The organism is Pantoea sp. USHLN298, assembly GCF_037149395.1.
Classification (GTDB): domain Bacteria; phylum Pseudomonadota; class Gammaproteobacteria; order Enterobacterales; family Enterobacteriaceae; genus Pantoea; species Pantoea astica.
Genome location: NZ_JBBCRO010000007.1, coordinates 258,788 through 282,667, shown reverse-complemented (window position 1 = coordinate 282,667; position 23,880 = coordinate 258,788). Strand labels below are relative to the sequence as shown.

Genomic DNA, 23,880 nt, shown 5'->3' with positions numbered 1-23,880 from the left:
TGGGGTCTCCCCATGCGAGAGTAGGGAACTGCCAGGCATCAAATTAAGACCAGCACGCTGGTCGTGACCACTCCGGTGACGCGGAGCGGGCGAAACACCTGAGGTCAGCGAAAGCGGGCCGCAGTACAGAATCGGTGGAGCGGTAGTTCAGTTGGTTAGAATACCTGCCTGTCACGCAGGGGGTCGCGGGTTCGAGCCCCGTCCGTTCCGCCACCCTATTTAGGGGCGTAGTTCAATTGGTAGAGCACCGGTCTCCAAAACCGGGTGTTGGGGGTTCGAGTCCCTCCGCCCCTGCCAGAAAACGATCCTTTGCTTCGGCAAAGGATTTTTTTTTGCCTGTAACCCAATACTGAACAAAAAACCAGCTAATATCTGCTGGCTCTTCATCCTTTTCCTCGTCTTTCTCCCACTTTTCGTGTTCGAAAATCAGCTGTTTTGCCTGACCAGAACCGGAAACTTCAGCAACTGACGTATATGCGCTTGCTGATCGCTGTTCTGTAACCAGACCGCATAAAGCGGGCGCACCGCAACCGGCGTATCCGGAATCACCATCAGTTCACTGTAGAGGCTATGCCAGAAGTCAGGCAGAAAGGCGCAGGCACCTGTTGTATGTAACAGCTCACGCGTGACATGAGCCGATGTTGTCGTCAGAACCGGCACATCATCACCGCCGGAGAGATAGCTCTCATGCTGGTGAAAATCTGCACCCCATTCGAGCTTAATATAATCATACTTCTCGCGCTTCTCACTCTGCCGTGCACAAAATAATGCCAGTGAGATATGACCAATCTGCTGGCTGGTCAGCTCATCCATTTTCGGTGCTTCAGTGGTGATCAGCAGATCCAGCTGCCGCTCATGCAACTGCTTAACCAGCAGATGACGCTGTGCCACCCGCGCTTCTAAATGCAGGCTCTCCCGGTTCTCATAGAGCGTCTGCAGCCACGGCGTGAGATAGGCTTCCCAGAGCGAGGCGCTGGCCCCGATAGAGAGCTCATGATGTTGCTGAGTATGGGAGACCTCCTTCTTAGCCATCAGCCAGGTGCTCATCAGACTTTCAGCGTAGGGTAATAGCCGTTCGCCCGCGGCCGTCAGCCGTATGTTGTTGCGATGTCGGGTAAAAAGATTGACACCAAGCTGATTTTCCAGCTGACGGATGCGAAAACTGACAGCAGATTGCGTGAGGTAAAGTGCTTCCGCAGCACGCCCGAAATGGCGCGTTCGACTCACTTCCAGGAAAGTCTTCAGTAATTCCGTATCCACAGCGTTCTCCCAAAATTTATTTGTCGTATAGATTTAAATGTTTTGTTTTACACTCTGTCAAGCCTATCTAATACTCCGCGCCATAAATAGTAAGGCATAAGAGAATCAGGAGCGTGTAACATGGCGGAAAGCTTCTTAACCGAAAATCGTTTCTTTGATAACAAACATTACCCGCGAGGTTTCTCACGCCACGGTGATTTTACGATTAAAGAAGCCCAGCTTCTTGAACGCCACGGTTTCGCCTTTAATGAGCTTGATTTATCAAAGCGTGAACCTGCAACAGAAGAAGAACGGTTATTCATTGAAGTGTGTCGTGGTCAGCGTGAGCCGCAAACAGAAGCTGAGCGTGTATGGACCAAATACATCACACGCATTAAGCGTCCGAAGCGTTTTCACACCCTGTCTGGCGGGAAGCCGCAGATGGACACCGTTGAAGACTTCAGCGACAGCGACGACTAATAAGAAGGGGCTTACGCCCCTTCTTTTATTGCAGGCTGTTATGCAGGTGGATCATTAAGCGGTCAATACAGCGATAGCTCACCGCCTCCTGCAAATGCGCCCGGTTTATCTTCTCATCTCCCGCCAGATCGGCCAGCGTGCGAGACACTTTTAAAATTCTCTGCCAGGCCCGTACCGACAAACCCAGCTTTTCCAGCACCGACTCCAGCCATTCAGCATCTTCTTTGCCAATCTGACACCAGCGCAGAATTTCTGCATTGTTCATATGCGCGTTAATTTTGCCTGACCGCGCCAGCTGAATAGCGCGTGCAGCGACGACCCGCTGACGTACCGTCACTGAACTCTCCGCCGTGTGGCGTTGTCTGCTCAGCATCCCGCCCGGCAGCAGCGGAACTTCAAGCGACAGATCAAAGCGATCGAGAAAAGGACCGGATAATTTGCTGAGATAACGCAGCACCTGCTGTGGCGAGCAGCGATTATGCTGACCCTGATAATGTCCGGTAGGGCTGGGGTTCATCGCGGCGATGAGCTGAAACCGTGCAGGATAGGTCACTTTTGCTCTGGCGCGGGAAATAGCAATCAGTCCCGATTCTATCGGTTCACGCAGAGAGTCGAGCACTTTGCGATCAAATTCTGGCAACTCATCTAAAAACAGTACGCCATTATGTGCCAGCGAGATCTCGCCGGGCCGCGGCAGTGAGCCGCCTCCGATCAGGGCATACAGAGAGGCGCTGTGATGAGGGGACCTGAATGGCCTTGTGCGCCACTGCCGGTGTGACGGATTGCCATTGACCAGGCTGGCAATAGCTGCGCACTCCAGCGCTTCCTGATCGCTCAGGGGCGGCATGATGCCCGGTAGTCGGGTCGCCAGCATGGTTTTGCCCGTGCCGGGTGGCCCGATCAGCAACAGGTTATGTCCACCCGCTGCGGTAACTTCTAATGCTCTGCGCCCCTGCTGCTGGCCAATAATATCGGCGAGATCGTCGCCCGACGATTCACACTGATCGTCAGGATAGCTGGCAATCGGTAAAGTGAGCTGGTCATGCAAAAAAGCACAGACCTCACTGAGATGTGAAGCAATCAGCGATGAACCCTGACGAATTAATCCGACATCCGTCTGGTTTTCGCGAGAGAGCACCAGCTGCCGCCCGGCCTGGATAGCCACCATGGCCGCGGGAATCGCGCCCTGTACACCGCAGAGCGCGCCGTCAAGGGCGAGTTCGCCCAGAAACTCATAGTGAGTCAGCTTATCCGCAGGCAGCTGCTCAGAGGCCACCAGAATGGCGATCGCCATCGGCAAATCATAACGCCCGCCCTCCTTGGGGAGATCCGCCGGTGCCAGGTTAATGGTGACCCGTTTGGCCGGAAACACAAACCCGCTATTGATAATGGCGCTGCGTACCCGTTCTCGCGCCTCTTTTACCGTGGTCTCTGGCAGGCCGACCAGCGTCAGCGCGGGCAGACCATTGCTGATATGCGCCTCGATAGTGACCAGTGGCGCCTCTACCCCCAACGCAGCCCGGGTCAGGACTTTTGATAATGACATAATCGCTCCTTAATGCTGCCAGTCTGCGGTCAGCAAAAGAGAAAAGCGAAGAGAGTGTCACCGGTATGCGAGGCGGAACACAGCGGATCGATAGTCGTTACAGAGCGGGACAAAAGCGAGCGAGGCTGTACGCAAATTCAGCAAAATATTATTACGTCACGAAAGTGATGAATATTTATCATTCGGAAATTATTCTTTTTATTACAAATTGATAGGCCAATACTTAATGCCGGACGTGGAAAAAAACAGACGAAAAATGTTGTGCTATCCCCCCTGACTATGTTAACTCTGTAGGCATTACTTCGAACACGTAAAAGAATTGAACAACACATGAAAGCCCTTCTACAAGTGATTAGCCTAGTTGTGATTAGCGTGGTGGTGATTATCAACCTACCGTGCGGGGCTACGCTTGGAGAAAGAAAGGCTTAAAAATCAAGCCTCGAATCCGAAAAAACCCCCGCACCGAAAGGTCCGGGGGTTTTTTTTCGACCAGGCGAAATATCAGTAAATCTACAAGGAACAAACAATGAACAGTAGCATAAAATTCTGTTGTTCCGGTCAGGACACAGGAGAATAGCGATGACAGGTGCACAGTGGGTAGTTCAGGCTTTACGCGCGCAGGGTGTGGATACCGTATTCGGTTACCCGGGCGGCGCCATCATGCCGGTATACGACGCGCTCTACGATGGCGGCGTGGAACACCTACTGTGTCGTCATGAGCAAGGCGCGGTAATGGCTGCGATTGGTTATGCACGGTCAACCGGCAAAACCGGCGTCTGCATTGCTACCTCGGGACCGGGTGCCACGAACCTGATCACCGGACTGGCCGATGCGATGATGGATTCGGTACCGGTGGTGGCGGTAACCGGCCAGGTTTCTTCCGCGTTTATTGGTACCGATGCCTTTCAGGAAATCGACGTACTGGGCTTATCCCTGGCCTGCACCAAACACAGTTTCCTGGTCGAGTCGTTAGACGAGTTGCCTGCCATCATGGCTGAAGCATTCGCTCTGGCGCAATCGGGCCGCCCAGGCCCGGTGCTGGTTGATATTCCTAAAGATATCCAGATTGCGCAGGGCGAACCCACGCCGCATCTGGTGCCGGTAGAAGAGGGGATGGATCTGCCGCATCAGGCGATTATCGACGCCCGCGCGCTGCTGGCGCAGGCAAAGAAACCGATGCTCTATGTCGGTGGTGGCGTAGGTATGGCGCAGGCCGTTCCCGCACTGCGTGCGCTGGCTGAAGAGACGGGCATCCCTGCGGTAGCCACGCTGAAAGGTCTGGGCAGCGTGGATGCAGACAGCGAGCTCTATCTCGGCATGCTGGGGATGCACGGCACCAAAGCGGCCAACCTGGCGGTTCAGCGTTGTGACTTACTGATTGCGGTTGGCGCGCGCTTTGACGATCGGGTGACCGGCAAGCTGGATACCTTTGCCCCGCACGCCAGCGTTATTCATCTCGATATCGATCCGGCGGAACTGAACAAATTACGCCGCGCCCATGTTTCATTGCAGGGCGATCTTAACCATCTGCTGCCCGCGCTGAGTCAGCCCCTGAATATCGATGCCTGGCGTGATGAGGTGAAAGCGCTTAAAGCCAGTCACAGCTGGCGCTATGACCATCCGGGTGACGCCATTTATGCGCCGCTGTTGCTGAAGCAACTGTCCGATCGCAAACCCGTCAATGCGGTAGTGACCACCGATGTGGGTCAGCATCAGATGTGGGCAGCGCAGCATATGGCGTTTAGCGCGCCAGAGAATTTCATCACCTCCAGCGGCTTAGGCACCATGGGTTTTGGCTTACCGGCCGCGATTGGAGCGCAGGTCGCCCGCCCGCAGGACACCGTCATCTGTGTCTCTGGCGACGGCTCAATCATGATGAACATTCAGGAGCTGGGCACCATCAAACGCGGCAAGCTGCCGGTTAAAATCGTGCTGCTGGATAACCAGCGCCTCGGTATGGTTCGTCAGTGGCAGCAGCTGTTTTTTGATGGCCGCTACAGCGAAACCAATCTGTCTGACAACCCCGATTTCCTGACGCTGGCCAGCGCCTTTGATATCCCCGGCCAGCGCATTACCCGTAAAGAACAGGTCGACGCCGCACTTGATGCTCTGCTGAACAGCGAAGGTCCTTACTTCCTGCATGTTGCAATTGATGAGCATGAAAACGTCTGGCCACTGGTACCGCCGGGTGCCAGCAATGCACAAATGATGGAGAAAACCGTATGAATCAGCATCAATTGTCTATCGAAGCCCGCTTTCGCCCTGAAATATTGGAGCGCATCTTACGCGTAGTGCGTCACCGCGGCTTTCAGGTTTGCTCAATGAACATGGCCTCCGTGGCCAACGCTGAAAACATTAATATCGAAATGACCGTTGCCAGCCAGCGCTCGGTCGATTTACTGTCTTCGCAGTTAAGCAAACTGATCGATGTCGCCTGCGTTCAGATTCAACAACAGACAACACAACAAATCCGCGCCTAGCCGCGAGAGGGAAGAAAAATGAGCACGAAGAAAGCAGACTTTATTTGGTTCAATGGCGAGATGGTTAAGTGGGAAGAGGCGAAAGTTAGCGTCATGTCCCACGCGTTGCACTACGGTACGTCGGTATTTGAAGGCGTGCGTTGCTACGACTCTCACAAAGGACCGGTTGTGTTCCGCCATCGCGAACACATGCAACGTCTGCACGACTCCGCCAAAATCTACCGTTTCCCGATTAAAAGCAGCGTTGATGAGCTGATGGAAGCGTGCCGCGAAGTCATCCGCGTCAATAAACTGAAAAGTGCCTATATCCGTCCACTGGCGTTTGTCGGTGATGTCGGCCTCGGCGTGAACCCGCCAGACGGTTTCAGCACCGATGTGATCATTGCCGCCTTCCCATGGGGTGCTTACCTGGGTGCCGAAGCGCTGGAAAATGGTATCGATGCCATGGTTTCCTCGTGGAACCGTGTAGCACCGAACACCCTGCCGACAGCGGCCAAAGCCGGCGGCAACTACCTCTCTTCACTGCTGGTGGGTAGCGAAGCCCGTCGTCACGGCTATCAGGAAGGTATCGCGCTGGATACCAACGGCTACATCTCTGAAGGCGCGGGTGAGAACCTGTTTGAAGTCAAAGATGGCATTCTGTTCACACCACCATTCACCTCTTCCGCTCTGCCAGGCATCACTCGCGACGCCATCATCAAACTGGCGATCGATATGGGAATTGAAGTGCGTGAACAAACGCTGTCACGTGAATCACTCTATCTGGCGGATGAGATCTTCATGTCCGGCACCGCAGCGGAAATCACGCCGGTGCGCAGCGTTGATCGTATCCAGGTCGGCGAAGGCAAACGCGGCCCGATTACTGCCCGCATCCAGCAGGCCTTCTTTGGTCTGTTCACTGGCGAAACCGAAGACAAATGGGGCTGGTTAGATCCGGTTAACGCATAAGCAGACACTGCGCGGGCGTTATCTGACGCCCGCGAGACATTATTACTGGAGTAAATAGAGCATGCCTAAGTACCGTTCTGCCACTACCACCCACGGCCGCAACATGGCGGGTGCCCGTGCCTTATGGCGCGCGACAGGAATGACCGACGACGATTTCGGTAAACCGATTATCGCGGTGGTCAACTCATTCACCCAATTTGTCCCTGGCCACGTTCACCTGCGCGATCTGGGTAAACTGGTTGCCGAGCAGATCGAAGCGGCAGGCGGTGTGGCTAAAGAGTTCAACACCATCGCGGTGGATGACGGTATTGCCATGGGTCATGGCGGCATGCTGTATTCACTGCCTTCGCGTGAGCTGATTGCTGATTCCGTCGAGTACATGGTCAATGCGCACTGCGCCGACGCCATGGTCTGCATCTCCAACTGCGATAAAATCACCCCAGGAATGCTGATGGCGTCACTGCGCCTGAATATTCCGGTGATCTTCGTCTCCGGCGGGCCGATGGAAGCGGGTAAAACCAAACTTTCCGATCAGATCATCAAGCTGGATCTGGTTGATGCGATGATTCAGGGGGCTAACCCGAACGTCAGCGATGCCGACAGCGAGCAGATTGAGCGTTCAGCCTGCCCGACCTGCGGCTCCTGCTCCGGCATGTTCACCGCCAACTCGATGAACTGCCTGACCGAAGCGCTTGGCCTGTCGCAGCCCGGCAACGGTTCACTGCTGGCAACCCATGCCGATCGCAAAGAGCTGTTCATCAATGCCGGTAAGCGCATCGTCAGCCTGACCAAACGTTATTACGAGCAGGATGATGTCAACATGCTGCCGCGTAACATCGCCAACAAGGCCGCTTTCGAGAACGCCATGATGCTGGATATCGCCATGGGCGGTTCCACCAATACCGTGCTGCACCTGCTGGCTGCCGCACAGGAAGGCGAGATCGACTTTAATATCTCCGACATCGATCGCCTGTCACGCAAAGTGCCTCAGCTGTGTAAAGTCGCGCCAAGTACGCCGAAATACCACATGGAAGATGTGCATCGCGCCGGTGGCGTCTTCGCCATTCTCGGCGAGCTGGATCGTGCAGGCCTGTTCGACAGCAGCGCGCGTAATATCCTGCAGCAGACGATGCGTGAAACCCTGGATCAGTACGACATCATGCTGACCAAAGATCAGGCCGTAAAAGATATGTTCCGCGCCGGTCCGGCGGGTATTCGTACTACCCAGGCGTTCTCGCAGAACTGCCGCTGGGACACGCTGGATGATGACCGTGCCGAAGGCTGTATCCGCACCCGCGAAAACGCTTACTCGCAGGATGGCGGCCTGGCCGTACTCTACGGCAACATCGCAGAAGATGGCTGTATCGTTAAAACCGCGGGCGTAGATAAAGAGATCCTCACCTTCACCGGTCCGGCCAAAGTTTACGAAAGCCAGGATGACGCGGTTGAAGCGATTCTGGGCGGCAAGGTCGTTGCGGGCGATGTCGTCGTCATTCGCTACGAAGGGCCAAAAGGCGGGCCGGGCATGCAGGAGATGCTCTATCCGACCACTTATCTGAAATCAATGGGCCTGGGCAAAAGCTGCGCGCTGATCACCGATGGTCGTTTCTCAGGCGGTACGTCGGGCCTCTCTATCGGCCACGCTTCACCTGAAGCGGCCAACGGCGGCACCATTGCGCTGGTCAAAGATGGCGATACCATTGAAATCGATATCCCTAACCGCGGTATCAAACTCGCCGTGCCGGATAACGAACTGCACGCCCGCCGTGAAGAGCAGGAAGCGCGCGGTGATGCGGCCTATACGCCGGTCAATCGTCAGCGTGAAGTCTCTTTTGCGCTGCGTGCTTACGCATTACTCGCGACTAGTGCTGACAAAGGCGCCGTCCGCGATAAGAGCAAGCTGGGAGGCTAAAATGGCCGAGTCTCAACCGCTACCCGAGGCGCCGTGTGGCGCCGAGTATTTGCGCGCAGTGTTGCGTTCACCGGTGTATGAAGTGGCACAGGTGACGCCGCTGCAGGTTATGGAAAAAATCTCATCGCGGCTCGGCAACACCATTCTGGTGAAGCGGGAAGATCGTCAGCCGGTGCACAGTTTCAAACTGCGTGGCGCCTACGCGATGATTGCCGGGCTGAACGAAGAGCAAAAAGCGCGCGGCGTGGTTACGGCATCAGCCGGCAACCATGCGCAGGGCGTGGCGCTCTCCGCCAGCAAGCTGGGCATCAAATCCCTGATTGTGATGCCGGTGGCGACAGCGGATATCAAGGTTGATGCGGTGCGCGCATTTGGCGGTGAGGCTTATCTGTTTGGCGCTAACTTCGACGAGGCGAAAGCCAAAGCGATTGAGCTGTCGGAACAGCGTGGCTACACCTTCGTACCACCGTTTGACCATCCGGCGGTGATTGCCGGGCAGGGCACGCTGGCGATGGAACTGCTGCAGCAGGATGCGCATCTCGATCGGGTCTTTGTCCCGGTTGGCGGTGGTGGTCTGGCAGCGGGCGTCGCGGTACTGATCAAGCAGCTGATGCCACAGATTAAAGTGATTGCGGTGGAGTCTGAAGATTCAGCCTGCCTGAAGGCGGCGCTGGAGGCGGGCCATCCGGTCGATCTGCCGCGCGTCGGGCTGTTCGCCGAAGGGGTCGCGGTCAAACGTATCGGCAGCGAAACCTTCCGGCTCTGTCAGGCCTACATCGACGACATCATCACCGTCGACAGCGATGCGATCTGCGCCGCGATGAAAGATCTGTTCGAAGATGTGCGCGCGGTGGCGGAACCTTCGGGTGCGCTGGCGCTGGCGGGAATGAAGAAGTATATCCAGCAGCACGACATCAAAGGCGAGCGGCTGGCGCATGTATTATCCGGGGCCAACGTCAATTTCCACGGACTGCGTTACGTCTCTGAGCGCTGCGAGCTGGGCGAACAGCGAGAAGCGCTGCTGGCGGTCACCATCCCGGAACAGCAGGGCAGCTTCCTGCGGTTCTGCCAGACGCTGGGCGGACGGTCGATCACCGAGTTCAACTACCGCTACGCCGATGCGGACAAAGCCTGCATCTTTGTTGGCGTGCGGCTGACCCGCGGTCTGGAAGAGCGCAGCGAGATCATCAGCGAGCTCACCGGCAGTGGTTATCAGGTGGTCGATCTCTCCGATGATGAGATGGCGAAGCTGCATGTTCGTTACATGGTCGGCGGACGTCCCTCTAAGCCGCTGCGTGAACGCCTGTTCAGCTTCGAATTTCCGGAAGCGCCGGGCGCGTTGCTGAAATTCCTGCAAACGCTCGGGACTCACTGGAATATCTCGCTCTTCCACTACCGCAGCCATGGCACCGACTACGGACGTGTACTGGCCGCCTTTGAGCTGGGCAGCGATGAGCCGCGCTTTGAAGAGCATCTCACCGATCTGGGTTACGACTTTCATGACGAAAGCCAGAACCCGGCGTTCCGTTTCTTCCTGTCAGGCAACTGATTACAGCTGGCTCCAGAAAGCACTGATCAGCGGCTCACCGAGCCGCTTTTTCTGCACGCAGACGCCGAGTTCAAACGGTGCCACCGACTCAACATTCTCCAGCATCAGCACGCGGTTGCGCACCGGTTCCGGGCTGTTCTCCAGCACCACATCTGGCAGCAGAGCGATACCGCAGCCCAGCGCCACCATGGACACAATCGCCTCATGGCCCGATACCGTGGCATATATCACCGGATTCGGGATGCGCTGACGGCGGAACCAGAGATCGATACGCCGCCGTGCCGGTCCCTGCACCGGCAGGATAAACGGAATTTTTGACCAGTCGGGCTGCGGCTGTGTTGCCTGGGTACGAACGGCGCAGGGCAGTGCGGGTGCGATCAGCACCAGCGGGATCAGCCCCAGCGGCATAAAATCGATGCTGGCAGGCAGCGTTTCGGGACGGCCGGCAATCGCCAGATCGGCATCGCCGGAGTGTACTTTTTCCACCGCATCGGCGGCATCGCCGGTATCCAGTTTGATTTCGACCTGCGGATGTTCAGCACGAAAGCGATCGAGAATGGGCGGCAGATGGCTGTACGCCGCGGTCACCGAGCAGAACAGGCGCAGCTCGCCGCTGAGCGACGGGCCGTTGAGATCCATCACATGGCGCAGTTGCTGATATTGCAACAGCGTCTGCTGAGCAAACTGGCGCAGGCGTTCACCCGCTTCCGTCAGCGTGACGGTGCGGTTATCACGCAGAAACAGCGCGTGACCGACATCTTCTTCAAGCCGCTGAATCTGCCGCGAGAGCGTAGAAGGGCTGACGTGCATCGCACGTGCTGTGCGGCCAAAGTGGCAACTTTCGGCCAGATGAAGAAACAGTTTCAGATCTCGTAAATCCATATGCGCGTCGCCTTAACGTGATGTTGCATTTATTGCAATGTGACGTTGTTAATATATCAATTTAAGCAACAGAATTCCTGTCATATGATGGGGTCATTCGCGGCGCTGCACCACACGCCGTTCCTGAACAAAAAAAGCAAACACAACCTTACTGGAGTACCCATGGCTAACTATTTCAACACATTGAACTTGCGCAACCAGTTAGCGCAATTAGGTAAATGCCGTTTCATGGCGCGCGATGAATTTGCCGATGGCGCCAGCTTTCTGAAAGGTAAAAAAGTCGTTATCGTTGGCTGTGGCGCGCAGGGCCTGAATCAGGGTCTGAACATGCGTGATTCCGGTCTGGATGTCGCCTATGCACTGCGTGCCGAAGCGATTGCGGAAAAACGCCCTTCATGGCGCAAAGCGACCGATAACGGTTTCAAAGTGGGCACCTACGAAGAGCTGATCCCGCAGGCGGATCTGGTGGTAAACCTGACACCGGACAAGCAGCACTCCGCTGTGGTACAGGCGGTTCAGCCACTGATGAAAGAGGGTGCTGCGCTGGGCTATTCGCACGGTTTCAACATCGTGGAAGTGGGCGAAACCATCCGTAAAGACATCACGGTAGTGATGGTGGCACCGAAGTGCCCGGGTACCGAAGTGCGTGAAGAGTACAAACGTGGTTTCGGCGTGCCAACGCTGATTGCCGTTCATCCGGAAAACGATCCAAAAGGCGAAGGCATGGCCATCGCCAAAGCCTGGGCTGCAGCAACCGGCGGCGATCGTGCTGGCGTACTGGAATCGTCTTTCGTGGCAGAAGTGAAATCTGATCTGATGGGCGAGCAGACCATCCTGTGCGGCATGCTGCAGGCCGGTTCGCTGCTCTGCTTCGACAAGCTGGTGGCGGAAGGTACCGATCCCGCCTATGCAGAAAAACTGATCCAGTTCGGCTGGGAAACCATCACCGAATCACTGAAGTTCGGCGGCATCACCCTGATGATGGATCGCCTCTCTAACCCGGCGAAACTGCGTGCTTATGCGCTGTCAGAGCAGCTGAAAACCATCATGGCTCCGCTGTTCCAGAAGCACATGGATGACATCATCTCCGGCGAATTTTCTTCCGGCATGATGGCGGACTGGGCTAACGACGACAAAAACCTGCTGACCTGGCGTGAAGAGACCGGCCAGACCGCGTTCGAAACCGCCTCTCAGTATGAAGGCAAAATCGAAGAGCAGGAGTACTACGACAAAGGTGTGGTAATGGTGGCGATGGTTAAAGCGGGCGTTGAGCTGGCGTTTGAAACCATGGTCGATGCCGGCATCATTGAAGAGTCAGCTTACTATGAATCACTGCATGAGCTGCCGCTGATCGCCAATACCATCGCCCGTAAGCGTCTGTATGAAATGAACGTGGTGATCTCTGATACCGCCGAATATGGTAACTACCTGTTCTCCTTCGCCGCGGTGCCGCTGCTGAAAGAGTTCATGACCACGCTGCAGCCGGGCGATCTGGGTAAAGCGGTTGAAGGCACGCAGGTTGACAACGCGCAGCTGCGTGACGTCAACGAAGCCGTTCGCCAGCACCCGATTGAAACCGTGGGCCGCAAGCTGCGTGGCTACATGACCGACATGAAGCGTATCGCTGTCGCGGGCTAATTACCGGCAACACAATTTTCAGCAAAACAAACCCCGGCTTGCCGGGGTTTTTTTGTGAAAAAACGCTGGGCGGTTCTCTGTAGAACTCTGCCTTCACTGCTATCTGACCGTGCATGCCCAGGGAGCACGGTCAGATCGGAAAGACGCAAAACCTGCCATCCATGGCATGCTCGGCCCGCGCCGTCCATGGCGCGGGACGCTTTCCTCTTCTGACCGTGTTCCCTGTGCCCTTAAACTTCTTCATTGCTGCCAATATCACTACGCCTTTAAACGCCATTGAGCATTTTCGAACAGACAACTAATCCACTTAAAGCGATGGGAGCATACGCCTGTAGCAAAGCGTTGGCCCGTTTACGGGCGCACCTCTGGGATGAGGTGCGTAATGGCACGCGCTGAGCCCGCGATGGATCGCATCTTTTGCATCTTTGCGAAAGGCGAATGCTCCCTGAGCCTGTCGCCTGATCATAAGGCGATGCTTTTTTTAGCCTTTGAGAGCCGTTGTACTCTGTGAGCCTGCCCCATAAAAAAACCCGGCGGCTGCCGGGTTTTCACTAACCTTCATCCAACCGGATTACACCTCATATAGCGTCTGGTTACGCGTCTCTTTACAGGCGATCAACGCAATCAGCGTCAATACCGCCATCGAGGCCAGATAGAAGCCTACCGCCTGCAAACCGTAGTTGGCATTCAGCCAGGTGGCGATATAAGGCGCGACAGAGGCACCGAGAATTGACGACAGGTTATAGGAAAAGGATGCGCCGGTATAACGCACTTCGGTCGGAAACAGCTCCGGCAGCAGCGCGCCCATCGGGCCAAAGGTCAGGCCCATAATACTCAGACCCAACAGCAGAAATGCCATCACCAGTGCCTGCGATCCGGAACCGAGCATCGCCGGGAACAGGAACGAAAACGCGATAATCATCAGCGTAATGGTAATCATCGTTTTACGACGACCAAACCGGTCAGCCAGCAGACCGGCAATCGGCACCATCACACCAAAGCCAATCACCGCTAACATCAGCATCCACAGCATACTGTTACGCGGAATGCCCAGCCCGGCGGGCGCAGGCGTGGTGCCATAACTCATCGAGTAGACGGTCATGATATAGAACAGGGTGTAGGTCGCCAGCATGATAAAGGTGCCGAGAATGGTGGCGGTCAGGTGCTTGCTCAGCAGCGCCGCAATCGGTACCCGAACCTGCTTTTTCTCTTTCTGCACTTTGGCAAACACCGGGCTTTCATGCAGCGACACACGCACATAGAGGCCAATCAGCACCAGCACCGCAGAGAGAATAAACGGCACACGCCAGCCCCACTGCATGAACTGCTCATCGGTCAGCAGCCATGACAGCAGCAGAAAAGTCCCGTTAGCGAAGAAGAAACCAATCGGAGCGCCAAGCTGGGGGAACGACCCATAGAGCGCACGTTTCTTCGCCGGGGCATTTTCGGTCGCCAGCAGCGCCGCGCCGCCCCATTCCCCACCGAGTCCCAGACCCTGACCAAAACGGGCCAGCGCCAGCAGCAACGGGGCCAGCACGCCGATGGTTTCATAACCCGGCAGCAGGCCAATCACCACGGTAGAGATCCCCATGGTCAGCAGCGAGGCGACCAGCGTTGCTTTGCGGCCAATGCGATCGCCAAAGTGACCAAACACCGCCGAACCAATCGGACGCGCAATAAACGCGATGGCAAAGGTCGCCAGTGACTGTAGCGTGGCGACGGTGGCGTCACCCTGCGGAAAAAAGATATGCGGGAAAACGATCACCGCGGCAGTGGCATAGATATAAAAATCGAAGAACTCGATGGCCGTGCCGACCAGCGAGGCAATCACCACTTTGCTGCGTGAATTAACCGGCGTGGGGTCCTGTTGCTTGTCGAGTGTTTCTGAGATGGAGGCTTGCATAACTGTTTCTTATTTGTAAATACAGATAAAGAATCTTACGCACCTGCCAGGCGTCATTCAATGCTGAAACCCGCGTCGTTACTGGCTTCGGCGGGCAAAAAGAGGATAATTTCTGAGGTCCGGCGAATGTCGGCGGATGGCAGGGTAAACCGGGCGAAAACTGGCGGGATACTCTAAGAAAGGGCTAAATAAAAGTGACCCCTCAGCTATTCATCCTGTTATATGGATAAAAAATAGCCTCGGGGTGATATTTTCCGCTGTTATTAACCGCGAGTCATTATTGCGGGTGGGAAGGGCGACCCGCTTGCGGCATCTGCGGATCGTCTTTGTATTTAGCGGTAGCGATCCAGGCGGCGCAGAACAGCGTCAGGCGCGCGAAGAAATAGAAGAACGCCATCAGGCCCAGCACGGAACCAAACGCCGCGCCAGACGGAGAGGTTGCCAGCTTGGGCAGCGTCAGCGTCATAACAAACTTAATCACTTCGAAACCCACCGCCGCCAGCAGCGTGCCGCGGAACAGCGCTTTCTTGCGCGGTTTGTGACGCGGCAGGATCCAGAAAATCCACAGGAACAGCAGATAGTTAGCCAGCACTGAAATAGAAGTGGCGATAATGGTCATCGCCGGACGCAGCCAGTCGATACCATCCAGCCCCAGCGCGCTGACAATCATCGCCTGTGCCGAACCGGCTACCGAGGTCAGCGACAGCGTGATCACCAGCGCCAGCATCAGGCCGGTCAGCGACAGGAAATCGCGGATATAGCGTTTCCAGATTTTCTCTTTATCGTCGGGCTTGCGTTCCCACACGTCGCGCGACTGGGCCCGAATCGCTTCCCGCAGGTTACCCATCCAGTTAAGACCGGAATAGAGCGCCAGCAATAACCCGGTGATCCCCACGGTGGCGCGCTGCTGAATCGCCGTATTAACGGTATTTTTCAGGGTAGTCGCCAGCGTTGGATCGCTGATGCTGCTGACGATTTTGTTGATGATATCGGTCAGCAGATCCTGATTCGATGCCAGCACAAAACCCACGGCGGCAAACGAAACCATCAGGATCGGGATCAGCGATAAAAAGGAGAAATAGGTAATCGCGGCACCAAACTGGCTGCCGAGCCGATCGTTAAAACGGTCGAGCGCGCGGATAAAATGTGCCACCGCCGGTATCGCCTGAAACCACGCGGCAAAGCGCGAAACCTTCACAATCGATTGGTCAACAGAATGGTTGCCGGTTTTAATATCGATCAGCGGCTTTGGCGGCTGCGTATCCTGTGGATTTTCCTGCTTGTCTGTCATAGACCTTCACTGTCCTGTTTATCATTAAAATCAAAGTATAGCCGGTCAGGTGACGTACTCCTGGAGTACCTGACTCAGCCACTCCATAAATACCCGCACCCGTCGGGCGACGTTGCGCCGGTGCGGATAGAGCAGATGGATTGGCATCGGCCGGGCGGGAAAGTGGTGCAGCACTTCCACCAGTTCACCGCTTTCCAGTAGTTTCTGGATACCGATCGCCGGTACCTGAATAATGCCTAACCCGGCCAGACAGGCGGCGCGATAGGTCTCAGTGCTGTTCACCGTCACCACGCCGCCGGTATGCACATAGTGGCACTGTCTGCCGTCAAAATATTCAAAGCCCGGCGACGGCTGGCCCAGCTGCTGGCTGTAGTGCACCATCGCGTGCTGTGACAACTCCTCCAGCCGGATCGGTCTGCCGAAGCGCGAAAGGTAGCCAGGACTGGCGCAGTTAATCAAGGAGTAGGTGCCAATTTTTCGTGCGATTAACCCTGAATCTTTGAGCTCACCGACCCGAATCACGCAGTCAAATCCCTCACGGATCACATCGACCTGACGATCGCTGCTGCTCAGCTCAATCTCTACGCCCGGATAGTGCTGCAGGAACTCCGGCAGCCGCGGCAGGATAAAGCCGGTGGCCATCGCTACCGACATATCGACCCGCAGTTTACCGCTGAGCGTGGCGGGATCGTGCTGAAACAGGCTATCCATATCGTCAATCATCGACAGCAAATCGAGACAGCGGTCGTAATAGACCAGCCCATCCTGCGTCAGCTGGACCCGGCGGGTGGTGCGATGCAGCAGCCGGGTCGCCATCTGATTTTCCAGCGCCTGAATCTGCCGGGACACGCTGCCCTTCGGCAAGCCTAAACTCTCTGCGGCGCGGGTGAAACTGCCCATTTCGGCAACCCGAACAAACACCTGCATTGCGTGAATTTTATCCATGTTGTGCACCGATTGTTGTTGTTATTGAAACAGTGATCTCTGTTTCGATCTGTTTATAGATCAATTATTCAGGAATATCTTTAAACCCTGTTCAATTTTCCAACAGGTGTGCAACATGAGTCATAAAATTGCGTTAATTACCGGAGCTAACCGCGGTTTAGGCCGCAATGGCGCGCTGAAACTGGCCGCCAGAGGCACAGATATCATTCTGACCTATCGCAGTCACGCTGACGAGGCGCAGTCGGTGGTGAAAGAAATTGAGGCGCTGGGATCGCGCGCGGTCGCGCTGGCGCTGGATGTCGGTGAAACGGGTCAGTTTGACGGCTTTGTCGCGCAGGTTCGTCAGGTACTGGAGCAGCACTGGCAGCGTGAGTGTTTTGACTATTTAGTGAACAATGCCGGGCATGGTCATTACAAACCCTTCACCGACACCACGGAACAGGAGTTTGACGCGCTGGTTAACGTCCATTTCAAAGGGCCCTATTTCCTGACGCAGAAGCTGTTACCGCTGATCAATGATGGCGGGCGCATCCTGAATATCTCCAGCGGTCTGACGCGGCTGGTCTATCCAGGCTCCAGCACCTATGCAGCAATGAAAGGGGCGATGGAGGTTCTGACGCGCTATCAGGCGAAAGAGCTGGGCGCACGGCGTATTCGCGTCAACATCCTGGCACCGGGTGCGATAGAAACCGACTTCGGCGGTGGCCGGGTGCGCGACACCAAAGAGATTAACGATCAGATTGCTGGCCTGACCGCGCTGGGTCGGGTCGGATTACCGGATGACATCGGGGATGCCATCAGCGCGATTCTGAGTGAGGAAACCGGCTGGATTACCGCCCAGCGTATCGAAGCGTCAGGTGGCCAGGCAATTTAAACGCAGACAGCGTCAGCGGGCATAACGCCCGCTGACGGATTACAGCGAAAGGGTGCCGTCAATCACCGTTACGGTGGTGCCGCCAATCCAGATCTCACCTTCGGCGAAGGTCACCTGAACCCGACCCGCGCGTTGCAGCACGGTGCCCTGACGCACCCGGTAATCGGTGGTCTGGCCGGCTGCCGCGAAGTAACGGGCCAGACAGGCGTTGGCGCTGCCGGTGATTGGATCTTCGGTCAGGCTGCCATATTCAACCAGCAAGCCGCGCACTTCATACTGCTCCGTTTCGCCCTGCGGCAGTCGGCCAAACGGCATCACACCCGTCACTCCAGCATGTTTTAGCAGCCGCTGCAGATCGCTGACGTTGGGCTGAAGTGCCAGCACTGCCTCGGCGCTGACCATCGGCACCAGCAGCCAGCGAATCCCCATATCTACCACCGTCGGGCTTTGGGTGAGATCGAAGGCGTCGCTGTTTAACGCGTTGCTCATTAGCGCATCCTGCCACGGCGTGATGGTGGCCGCCGGGGCCGCAAACGCCAGCGAGCCGTCTGCACCTATCTTCACCCGGACATGACCGACGCCACACTCCTGCACAATTTCCCCCGGCGTACGCGTGGGCCAGCCCGCTTCCAGCAGCGCATGGGCGGTACCCAGCGTCGGATGACCGGCAAACGGCAGTTCGCCCTCAACGGTAAAAATACGCACCCGATAATCGGCCTGCGCATCCTGAGGCGGCAGCACGAAAGTGGTTTCCGACAGGTTAGTCCAGCGGGCAATGGCCGCCAGCTGACTGTCGCTTAACCCCTGTGCATCCATAATCACCGCCAGCGGATTGCCGTTAAAGGCGGAGGAGGTAAACACATCGACTTGCTTAAACGCGACCTTCATTGTCACTCCTTGCTTATTGTGGTCTGCATGGCCTTTTCTCTGCCGGATGATTGCTTATAGCAGGTAACAGGGCTATGAATAAGTTAAAGATTTCACTGGAGACTGTGAATGTTAACCATCCTCGGACGTACCTCTTCTATCAACGTGCGCAAAGTGCTGTGGCTCTGCGATGAGCTGGATCTCGATTACCTGCGGGAAGAGTGGGGCGATGGCTTCCAGTCGACCCACTCACCTGAATTTATGGCGCTTAACCCGAATGCGATGGTGCCGGTGCTGAAAGATGACGAGCTGGTGATCTGGGAATCCAACGCCATCCTGCGCTATCTGGCTAACGCCTATGGCGGGGAATGGCTCTACCCGCTCCATCCGCAGTCGCGGGCACCGATCGATCAGTGGATGGACTGGCAGTCCACCGAACTCAACACCTCATGGCGCTACGCGTTTATGTCACTGGTGCGTCACTCGCCAGCCCATCAGGACCCGCGTCTGCTGGCGGCGGCCTGCAAAGGCTGGTCGCATACCATGAGCATCCTCAATCAGCAGCTGGAAAAGACCGGTCGCTATGTCGCCGGGCGCAACTTCACCCTGGCGGACATTCCGATTGGCCTGGCGGTCAACCGCTGGTTTGAAACGCCGCTGGATCATCCCGATTATCCGGCGGTGCGCCACTATTACGAGCGCCTGACCGAGCGCCACGGCTATACCGTCTGGGGCCGCAACGGTACGCCCTGATCCTCGCCAGACGATAATCCGGCTAACTCGCAGGCTATCTCGCCGGCGCGCCGGATTGCCCAGCTGTAGCGATCGTCAAACGGATAGCAGCAGGAGAGGCGCAGCGCATGATTGTAGCGTTCGCTGAGCGAGTAAAGGGCGCCTGGCGTCACGCAAATCTGCTCCTGCAACAGCCGGTCAAACATCTCGGTGGTATTGACGCCGCCGGGTAACTCCACCCAGAAGACAAAGCCGCCGCGTGGCAGCGTGGCGCGGGTGCCCTGCGGGAAGTGGCGGGCGATTAAGCCGCGCGCCTGATCCAGGTTGGCGGCATAGCGACGGCGCAGGGTGCGCAGATGGTGATCGTAGCCGCCGTTGGCCAGAAATTCCGCCAGCGTCTCCGACAGCAGCGCCGACTCCGCCATCGACGACACCGCTTTTAGCCGGGCGATGGCGTCGTGGAAGCGTCCGGCCGCGGTCCAGCCGATACGAAAATCGGGTGCCACGGTTTTGGTAAAGCTGGTGCAGTAGATCACCCAGCCGTCGCGATCAAAGGCTTTAACCGCCGGAGAGAGCGGCCAGTCGAACTGCAGTTCGTCATACAGACCATCCTCAATCAGCGGAACGTGGTAAGTATTCACTAACTTCGCCAGCCGCTTCTTGTTTGCCAGCGACATACAGTAACCCAGCGGATTCTGGGCGCTCGGCATGGCGATCAGCGCCTTGATACGCTGCTCCTGTAACAACATCTCCAGCGCATCCAGCGACAGGCCATGCTGCGGATCGGTCGGGATTTCCAGCGCCTTCAGCCCCAGCGACGCCAGCAGTGGGAACAGGAAGAAGTAGGTCGGTGACTCCAGTCCGACGCAGTCTCCGGGTTGCGTCACCGCCCGCAGCGCCAGCTGCAACGCCTCCATGCAGCCGTGGGTCAGGGTGATCTCATCGGCGGTCAGCGTTTGTCCGGCATGCAAGGCCCGCCGCGCGATCTCCTCCCGTAAGCGCTCACTACCGGGCGGAAGCGCATAGCGCCCGATCATGTTGGGATGACGACGCAGCAGCGCGGCGGTTATCCGGCCAATGCGAGCGGCGGGAAACAGTTCGCTGTCCTGCGGGCAGGCCAGCGAAATATTGATGTAGTCGGGATGGTTTTGTGCCGCGAAGACTTTGTCGATCAGGTCGAGCTTTTCACTGCTGGGATCGCGCACCCTGGCTTTATGCGGATCGTGCCGGGTGACTGCCGGCAATACGCCGCGCACGTAGTAGCCCGACTGTGGACGTGCCTCAATCAGGCCGCGATCTTCCAGCAACTGCCAGGCGTTCAGCACGGTATTGACGCTGACCTGGTGCGATTGTGCCACGCGCCGGATGGCGGGCAGACGTTTGCCGGGCTTCAGCGTGCCCTGATGAATCGCCTCAGCGAAGTGGTCTGCCAGCTGCTGATAGAGCCGCTGATCGGGAGAAGGAACAAGGGACACAGTCGCCTCCGGATGTGATGGGTACAATCTCTGTTAATCGGAACTGTAACCATCACAATAGTGATTTTGTGTCACTGTTACCATTCCTTTTCTCGCCGTAGCATGAAGCTCTGTTGATTATCAGGAGTGCCATCATGCTCGATCCCTCTTTTTTCAGTTACGTGACCGTTATGTCCATTACGCCCGGCCCGAATAACCTGTTACTGGCCACCTCCGGGGTGAATTTCGGCATGCGCCGCACCTTGCCGATGGTGTTTGGCATTCTGGTGGGCTGCGCACTGCAAACGGTGATCGCCGGGGTCGCGCTGGAGGTGTTACTGCACTGGATGGCGGCGATTCGCCTGCCGCTGACGCTGGCAGGCTGTGCCTATCTGTTGTGGCTGTCGTGGAAGATTTTCCGCGCGGGCGCTCCGGAAGAACGCAGCAAACCGCAACCCATGACGCTGCTGGGCGGTGCCTGTTTCCAGGCGATTAACCCCAAAGCCTGGCTGATGGCCACCAATGTCGCCCTGTTGTACAGCGCCAGCAGCGGCGTGCTGGCGGTGATGATCGGCTTTATGCTGCTGAACCTGCCCTGCATTCTGATCTGGGCTGCGCTCGGCGATCGCCTGCGCAGCCATCTGCAAATTGCCTGGAAGCGTCAGCTGTTCAACAGCCTGATGGCGTTGTCGCTGGTGGCGACCACCGTCTGGATGCTGACTGACGCCCTGCTGGCCGCTTAATCCGGCGCGCCTGGCGCGGTGGCTGAGGGCCATTTCCAGTTCTGCACCTCCGGCACATCTTCACCGTGCACCCGCACGTAGCGATGGTGTTCCGCGATGCGCTCCTGCAGATCGTCCAGCAGCTCAGGATGCGCATCCGCCAGCCCCGGCACGCGCAGGATCGCCTCCTGCGCCAGATGATAACGGTCAAGCTCATTCAGTACCGTCATATCAAACGGCGTGGTGGTGGTGCCTTCCTCAATAAAGCCGCGTACATGGAAGTTACGGTGATTATTGCGCTGATAGGTCAGGCGATGCACCAGCGTCGGATAGCCGTGGAAAGCAAAAATCACCGGCTTATCCTCGGTAAACAGCGCATCAAATTCGTCGTCCGACTTGCCATGCGGATGCTGATCCTGAGTTTGCAGCGCCATTAAATCGACCACGTTGACCACCCGAATGCGCAGGTCAGGCAGATAGCCGCGCAGCAGATCGACCGCTGCCAGGGTCTCCATGGTCGGCACATCCCCGGCACAGGCCATCACCACATCCGGTTCTTCATCGTCTGGTGTGGTACCCGCCCAGCGCCATTCTCCCATGCCCGCTTCGCAATGACGAATAGCGCTGGCCATATCCAGCCACTGCGGTGCCGGCTGCTTACCGGCCACAATCACGTTAATGCGGTCCCAGGTACGCAGGCAGTGATCGCCCACCCATAACAGCGTATTGGCATCGGGCGGCAGGTAGATGCGCACGATATCGGCTTTTTTGTTGGCTACGTGATCGATAAAGCCTGGGTCCTGATGGCTGTAGCCATTGTGGTCCTGACGCCAGACGTGGGAAGAGAGCAGATAGTTGAGCGAAGAGACCGGTTTACGCCAGCCCAGCTTGCGCGTCACCTTGAGCCACTTGGCGTGCTGGTTAAACATCGAATCGACGATATGAATAAAGGCTTCATAGCAGTTGAACAGGCCGTGACGGCCGGTGAGCAGATAGCCTTCCAGCCAGCCCTGACACTGATGTTCACTGAGGATCTCCATCACCCGGCCATCGCGTGCCAGCTGCTCATCGTAAGGTTCTATCGTTTCCAGCCAGGTGCGGCTGGTGGCGTCAAACACCGGCGTCAGGCGGTTGGAGGCAGTTTCATCCGGGCCGAACAGGCGGAAGTTATCCTGATTACGCTCGAACAGCACCCGCAGGTAGCGACCCAGCTGCTCGGTGGCCTGCGCCATCTGTGATCCGGGCTCGCCGGTGTCGAAGGCAAATTCAGCGATATCCGGCGTATCCAGTTCACGGCGCAGCAGGCCGCCATTGGCATACGGAGAGGCACCCATGCGCTTATCGCCCTGCGGAGCCAGCGCCTGCAGCTCCGGTTTCAGCCGTCCCTGCTCGTCAAACAGATCGTCAGGCTGATAGCTACGCATCCAGGCTTCGAGAATCTGGCGATGCCCTTCATCCTCACGGCAGGCGGCCACCGGGACCTGATGCGCTCGCCAGAAACCTTCCACTTTTTTGCCATCAACGGTTTTCGGGCCGGTCCAGCCTTTGGGGCTACGCAGAATAATCATCGGCCAGCGCGGTATGCCGCTGCTGACCTTGCCCGCGCGCGCCTCACGCTGAAACGCCGCAATTTTACTGAAGGCGTTATCCAGCGCGTCTGCCATCAGCGGATGCATCTTTTCAGGCTGATCGCCGCTGACGAAAAGTGGCTCATAGCCGTAGCCGCTGAACAGCTGGCGCAGATCCTCATCGCTGCTGCGGCCGAGCAGCGTCGGATTGGCGATCTTGTAGCCGTTGAGATGCAGAATCGGCAGCACCGCGCCGTCACGCGCCGGATTGAGGAATTTAATCCCGTGCCAGCTGGAGGCCAGCGGGCCGGTTTCCGCTTCACCGTCGCCAATCACGCACGGCACGATCAGGTCGGGATGGTCAAACGCCGCGCCAAACGCATGTGACAGCGAATAGCCCAGTTCGCCGCCTTCATTAATCGAACCGGGGGTTTCGGGTGCTGCGTGGCTGGGAATGCCGCCTGGAAAGGAGAACTGCTTAAACAGCCGTTGCATGCCGGCGGCATCCTGGCTGATATGGGGATAAATTTCGCTGTAGCTGCCTTCCAGCCAGGTATTCGCCACCATGCCGGGACCGCCGTGGCCCGGTCCACAGACGTAGATCAGATTCAGGTCGCGCTGGCGGATAATCCGGTTGAGATGCGCATAAATAAAATTCAGCCCTGGTGTGGTACCCCAGTGGCCGAGCAGACGGGGTTTGATGTGCTCCGGCTGCAGCGGTTCACGCAGCAGCGGGTTATCCATGAGGTAAATTTGTCCGACGGAGAGGTAGTTTGCTGCCCGCCAGTAGCGGTCAAGCAGTTCGAATTCCGGTGCAAGGTTAGGTTGAGACATGCCGTTTCCTTCTGAA

The 23,880-nt window shown here is 56.9% G+C and carries 20 protein-coding genes and 2 tRNA genes; 13 read left to right on the top strand and 9 right to left on the bottom strand.

Going from position 1 to position 23,880, the window contains the following annotated elements:
- Window positions 1-136: 136 nt before the first annotated feature.
- Both WFK59_RS19255 and WFK59_RS19250 read left to right on the top strand, forming a co-directional pair.
- A tRNA-Asp gene (locus WFK59_RS19255) sits at window positions 137-213 on the top strand.
- An 8-nt stretch (window positions 214-221) separates the two neighbouring features.
- A tRNA-Trp gene (locus WFK59_RS19250) sits at window positions 222-297 on the top strand.
- A gap of 129 nt (window positions 298-426) precedes the next feature.
- On the opposite strand, the gene hdfR is transcribed toward WFK59_RS19250, so the two are convergent.
- Window positions 427-1,260, bottom strand: coding sequence for an HTH-type transcriptional regulator HdfR (gene hdfR, locus WFK59_RS19245; RefSeq protein ID WP_031377324.1), 834 nt, complete (start codon window positions 1,258-1,260; stop codon window positions 427-429).
- Between the two features lie 120 nt (window positions 1,261-1,380).
- On the opposite strand from hdfR, the gene WFK59_RS19240 reads away from it, so the two are divergent.
- Complete coding sequence (locus tag WFK59_RS19240; protein WP_094121630.1) at window positions 1,381-1,719, top strand: DUF413 domain-containing protein; 339 nt, start codon at window positions 1,381-1,383, stop codon at window positions 1,717-1,719.
- 25 nt (window positions 1,720-1,744) lie between these two features.
- Here WFK59_RS19240 and WFK59_RS19235 read toward each other — a convergent pair whose 3' ends face one another.
- Window positions 1,745-3,265, bottom strand: a complete 1,521-nt coding sequence (locus tag WFK59_RS19235; protein ID WP_336756874.1) for a YifB family Mg chelatase-like AAA ATPase — start codon at window positions 3,263-3,265, stop codon at window positions 1,745-1,747.
- Between the two features lie 330 nt (window positions 3,266-3,595).
- Here WFK59_RS19235 and ilvL point away from each other — a divergent pair, with 330 nt between their 5' ends.
- From ilvL to ilvA, 6 genes are all read left to right on the top strand, one after another.
- Window positions 3,596-3,694: an ilv operon leader peptide gene (gene ilvL, locus WFK59_RS19230; protein WP_082097622.1), complete on the top strand. Its 99-nt coding sequence runs from the start codon at window positions 3,596-3,598 to the stop codon at window positions 3,692-3,694.
- A gap of 150 nt (window positions 3,695-3,844) precedes the next feature.
- Window positions 3,845-5,491 carry an acetolactate synthase 2 catalytic subunit gene (gene ilvG / locus WFK59_RS19225; RefSeq protein ID WP_233986343.1) on the top strand — a complete coding sequence of 549 codons (1,647 nt, stop codon included), beginning with the start codon at window positions 3,845-3,847 and terminating at the stop codon, window positions 5,489-5,491.
- Complete coding sequence (gene ilvM / locus WFK59_RS19220; RefSeq protein WP_008926359.1) at window positions 5,488-5,745, top strand: acetolactate synthase 2 small subunit; 258 nt, start codon at window positions 5,488-5,490, stop codon at window positions 5,743-5,745. Before ilvG ends, ilvM begins: the two co-directional genes overlap by 4 nt.
- 18 nt (window positions 5,746-5,763) lie before the next feature.
- A complete protein-coding gene (locus WFK59_RS19215) occupies window positions 5,764-6,693 on the top strand; it encodes a branched-chain amino acid transaminase (protein WP_094121627.1) in 930 nt (309 codons plus the stop codon).
- A gap of 61 nt (window positions 6,694-6,754) precedes the next feature.
- On the top strand, window positions 6,755-8,605 hold the full coding sequence (gene ilvD / locus WFK59_RS19210; RefSeq protein WP_233986351.1) for a dihydroxy-acid dehydratase: 1,851 nt from the start codon (window positions 6,755-6,757) through the stop codon (window positions 8,603-8,605).
- A gap of 1 nt (window position 8,606) precedes the next feature.
- On the top strand, window positions 8,607-10,154 hold the full coding sequence (gene ilvA, locus WFK59_RS19205; RefSeq protein ID WP_233986358.1) for a threonine ammonia-lyase, biosynthetic: 1,548 nt from the start codon (window positions 8,607-8,609) through the stop codon (window positions 10,152-10,154).
- On the opposite strand, the gene ilvY is transcribed toward ilvA, so the two are convergent.
- A complete protein-coding gene (ilvY, locus tag WFK59_RS19200) occupies window positions 10,155-11,036 on the bottom strand; it encodes an HTH-type transcriptional activator IlvY (RefSeq protein WP_233986366.1) in 882 nt (293 codons plus the stop codon).
- Window positions 11,037-11,198: 162 nt separating this feature from the next.
- Between ilvY and ilvC the strand changes: the two genes are divergently transcribed.
- On the top strand, window positions 11,199-12,674 hold the full coding sequence (gene ilvC, locus WFK59_RS19195) for a ketol-acid reductoisomerase (RefSeq protein ID WP_336756871.1): 1,476 nt from the start codon (window positions 11,199-11,201) through the stop codon (window positions 12,672-12,674).
- A gap of 571 nt (window positions 12,675-13,245) precedes the next feature.
- Here ilvC and WFK59_RS19190 read toward each other — a convergent pair.
- The 3 genes from WFK59_RS19190 to WFK59_RS19180 form a co-directional block, all read right to left on the bottom strand.
- Window positions 13,246-14,577 carry an MFS transporter gene (locus WFK59_RS19190; RefSeq protein ID WP_233986377.1) on the bottom strand — a complete coding sequence of 444 codons (1,332 nt, stop codon included), beginning with the start codon at window positions 14,575-14,577 and terminating at the stop codon, window positions 13,246-13,248.
- 277 nt (window positions 14,578-14,854) lie between these two features.
- Window positions 14,855-15,868, bottom strand: coding sequence for an inner membrane protein YhjD (yhjD, locus tag WFK59_RS19185; protein ID WP_233986384.1), 1,014 nt, complete (start codon window positions 15,866-15,868; stop codon window positions 14,855-14,857).
- A gap of 45 nt (window positions 15,869-15,913) precedes the next feature.
- On the bottom strand, window positions 15,914-16,813 hold the full coding sequence (locus tag WFK59_RS19180) for a LysR family transcriptional regulator (RefSeq protein WP_094121622.1): 900 nt from the start codon (window positions 16,811-16,813) through the stop codon (window positions 15,914-15,916).
- 115 nt (window positions 16,814-16,928) lie between these two features.
- Here WFK59_RS19180 and WFK59_RS19175 point away from each other — a divergent pair, with 115 nt between their 5' ends.
- Window positions 16,929-17,687 (top strand): SDR family NAD(P)-dependent oxidoreductase, encoded by a 759-nt coding sequence (locus WFK59_RS19175; protein ID WP_336756867.1) that lies wholly within the window; start codon window positions 16,929-16,931, stop codon window positions 17,685-17,687.
- Between the two features lie 39 nt (window positions 17,688-17,726).
- Here the strand turns inward: WFK59_RS19175 and WFK59_RS19170 are convergent, their stop codons facing one another.
- The gene (locus WFK59_RS19170; protein WP_233986388.1) at window positions 17,727-18,575 is read right to left on the bottom strand and encodes a PhzF family phenazine biosynthesis protein; all 849 of its coding nucleotides are present in this window, start codon (window positions 18,573-18,575) and stop codon (window positions 17,727-17,729) included.
- Between the two features lie 108 nt (window positions 18,576-18,683).
- Between WFK59_RS19170 and WFK59_RS19165 the strand changes: the two genes are divergently transcribed.
- Window positions 18,684-19,307: a glutathione S-transferase family protein gene (locus WFK59_RS19165; RefSeq protein ID WP_233986390.1), complete on the top strand. Its 624-nt coding sequence runs from the start codon at window positions 18,684-18,686 to the stop codon at window positions 19,305-19,307.
- Here the strand turns inward: WFK59_RS19165 and WFK59_RS19160 are convergent.
- Window positions 19,274-20,761, bottom strand: coding sequence for an aminotransferase-like domain-containing protein (locus tag WFK59_RS19160; RefSeq protein ID WP_233986405.1), 1,488 nt, complete (start codon window positions 20,759-20,761; stop codon window positions 19,274-19,276). The genes WFK59_RS19165 and WFK59_RS19160 overlap by 34 nt on opposite strands.
- 134 nt (window positions 20,762-20,895) lie before the next feature.
- Here WFK59_RS19160 and WFK59_RS19155 point away from each other — a divergent pair, with 134 nt between their 5' ends.
- Window positions 20,896-21,483, top strand: coding sequence for a LysE family translocator (locus WFK59_RS19155; RefSeq protein WP_336756865.1), 588 nt, complete (start codon window positions 20,896-20,898; stop codon window positions 21,481-21,483).
- Here WFK59_RS19155 and WFK59_RS19150 read toward each other — a convergent pair.
- Window positions 21,480-23,864: a phosphoketolase family protein gene (locus WFK59_RS19150; RefSeq protein WP_233986417.1), complete on the bottom strand. Its 2,385-nt coding sequence runs from the start codon at window positions 23,862-23,864 to the stop codon at window positions 21,480-21,482. The genes WFK59_RS19155 and WFK59_RS19150 overlap by 4 nt on opposite strands.
- Window positions 23,865-23,880: the final 16 nt, after the last annotated feature.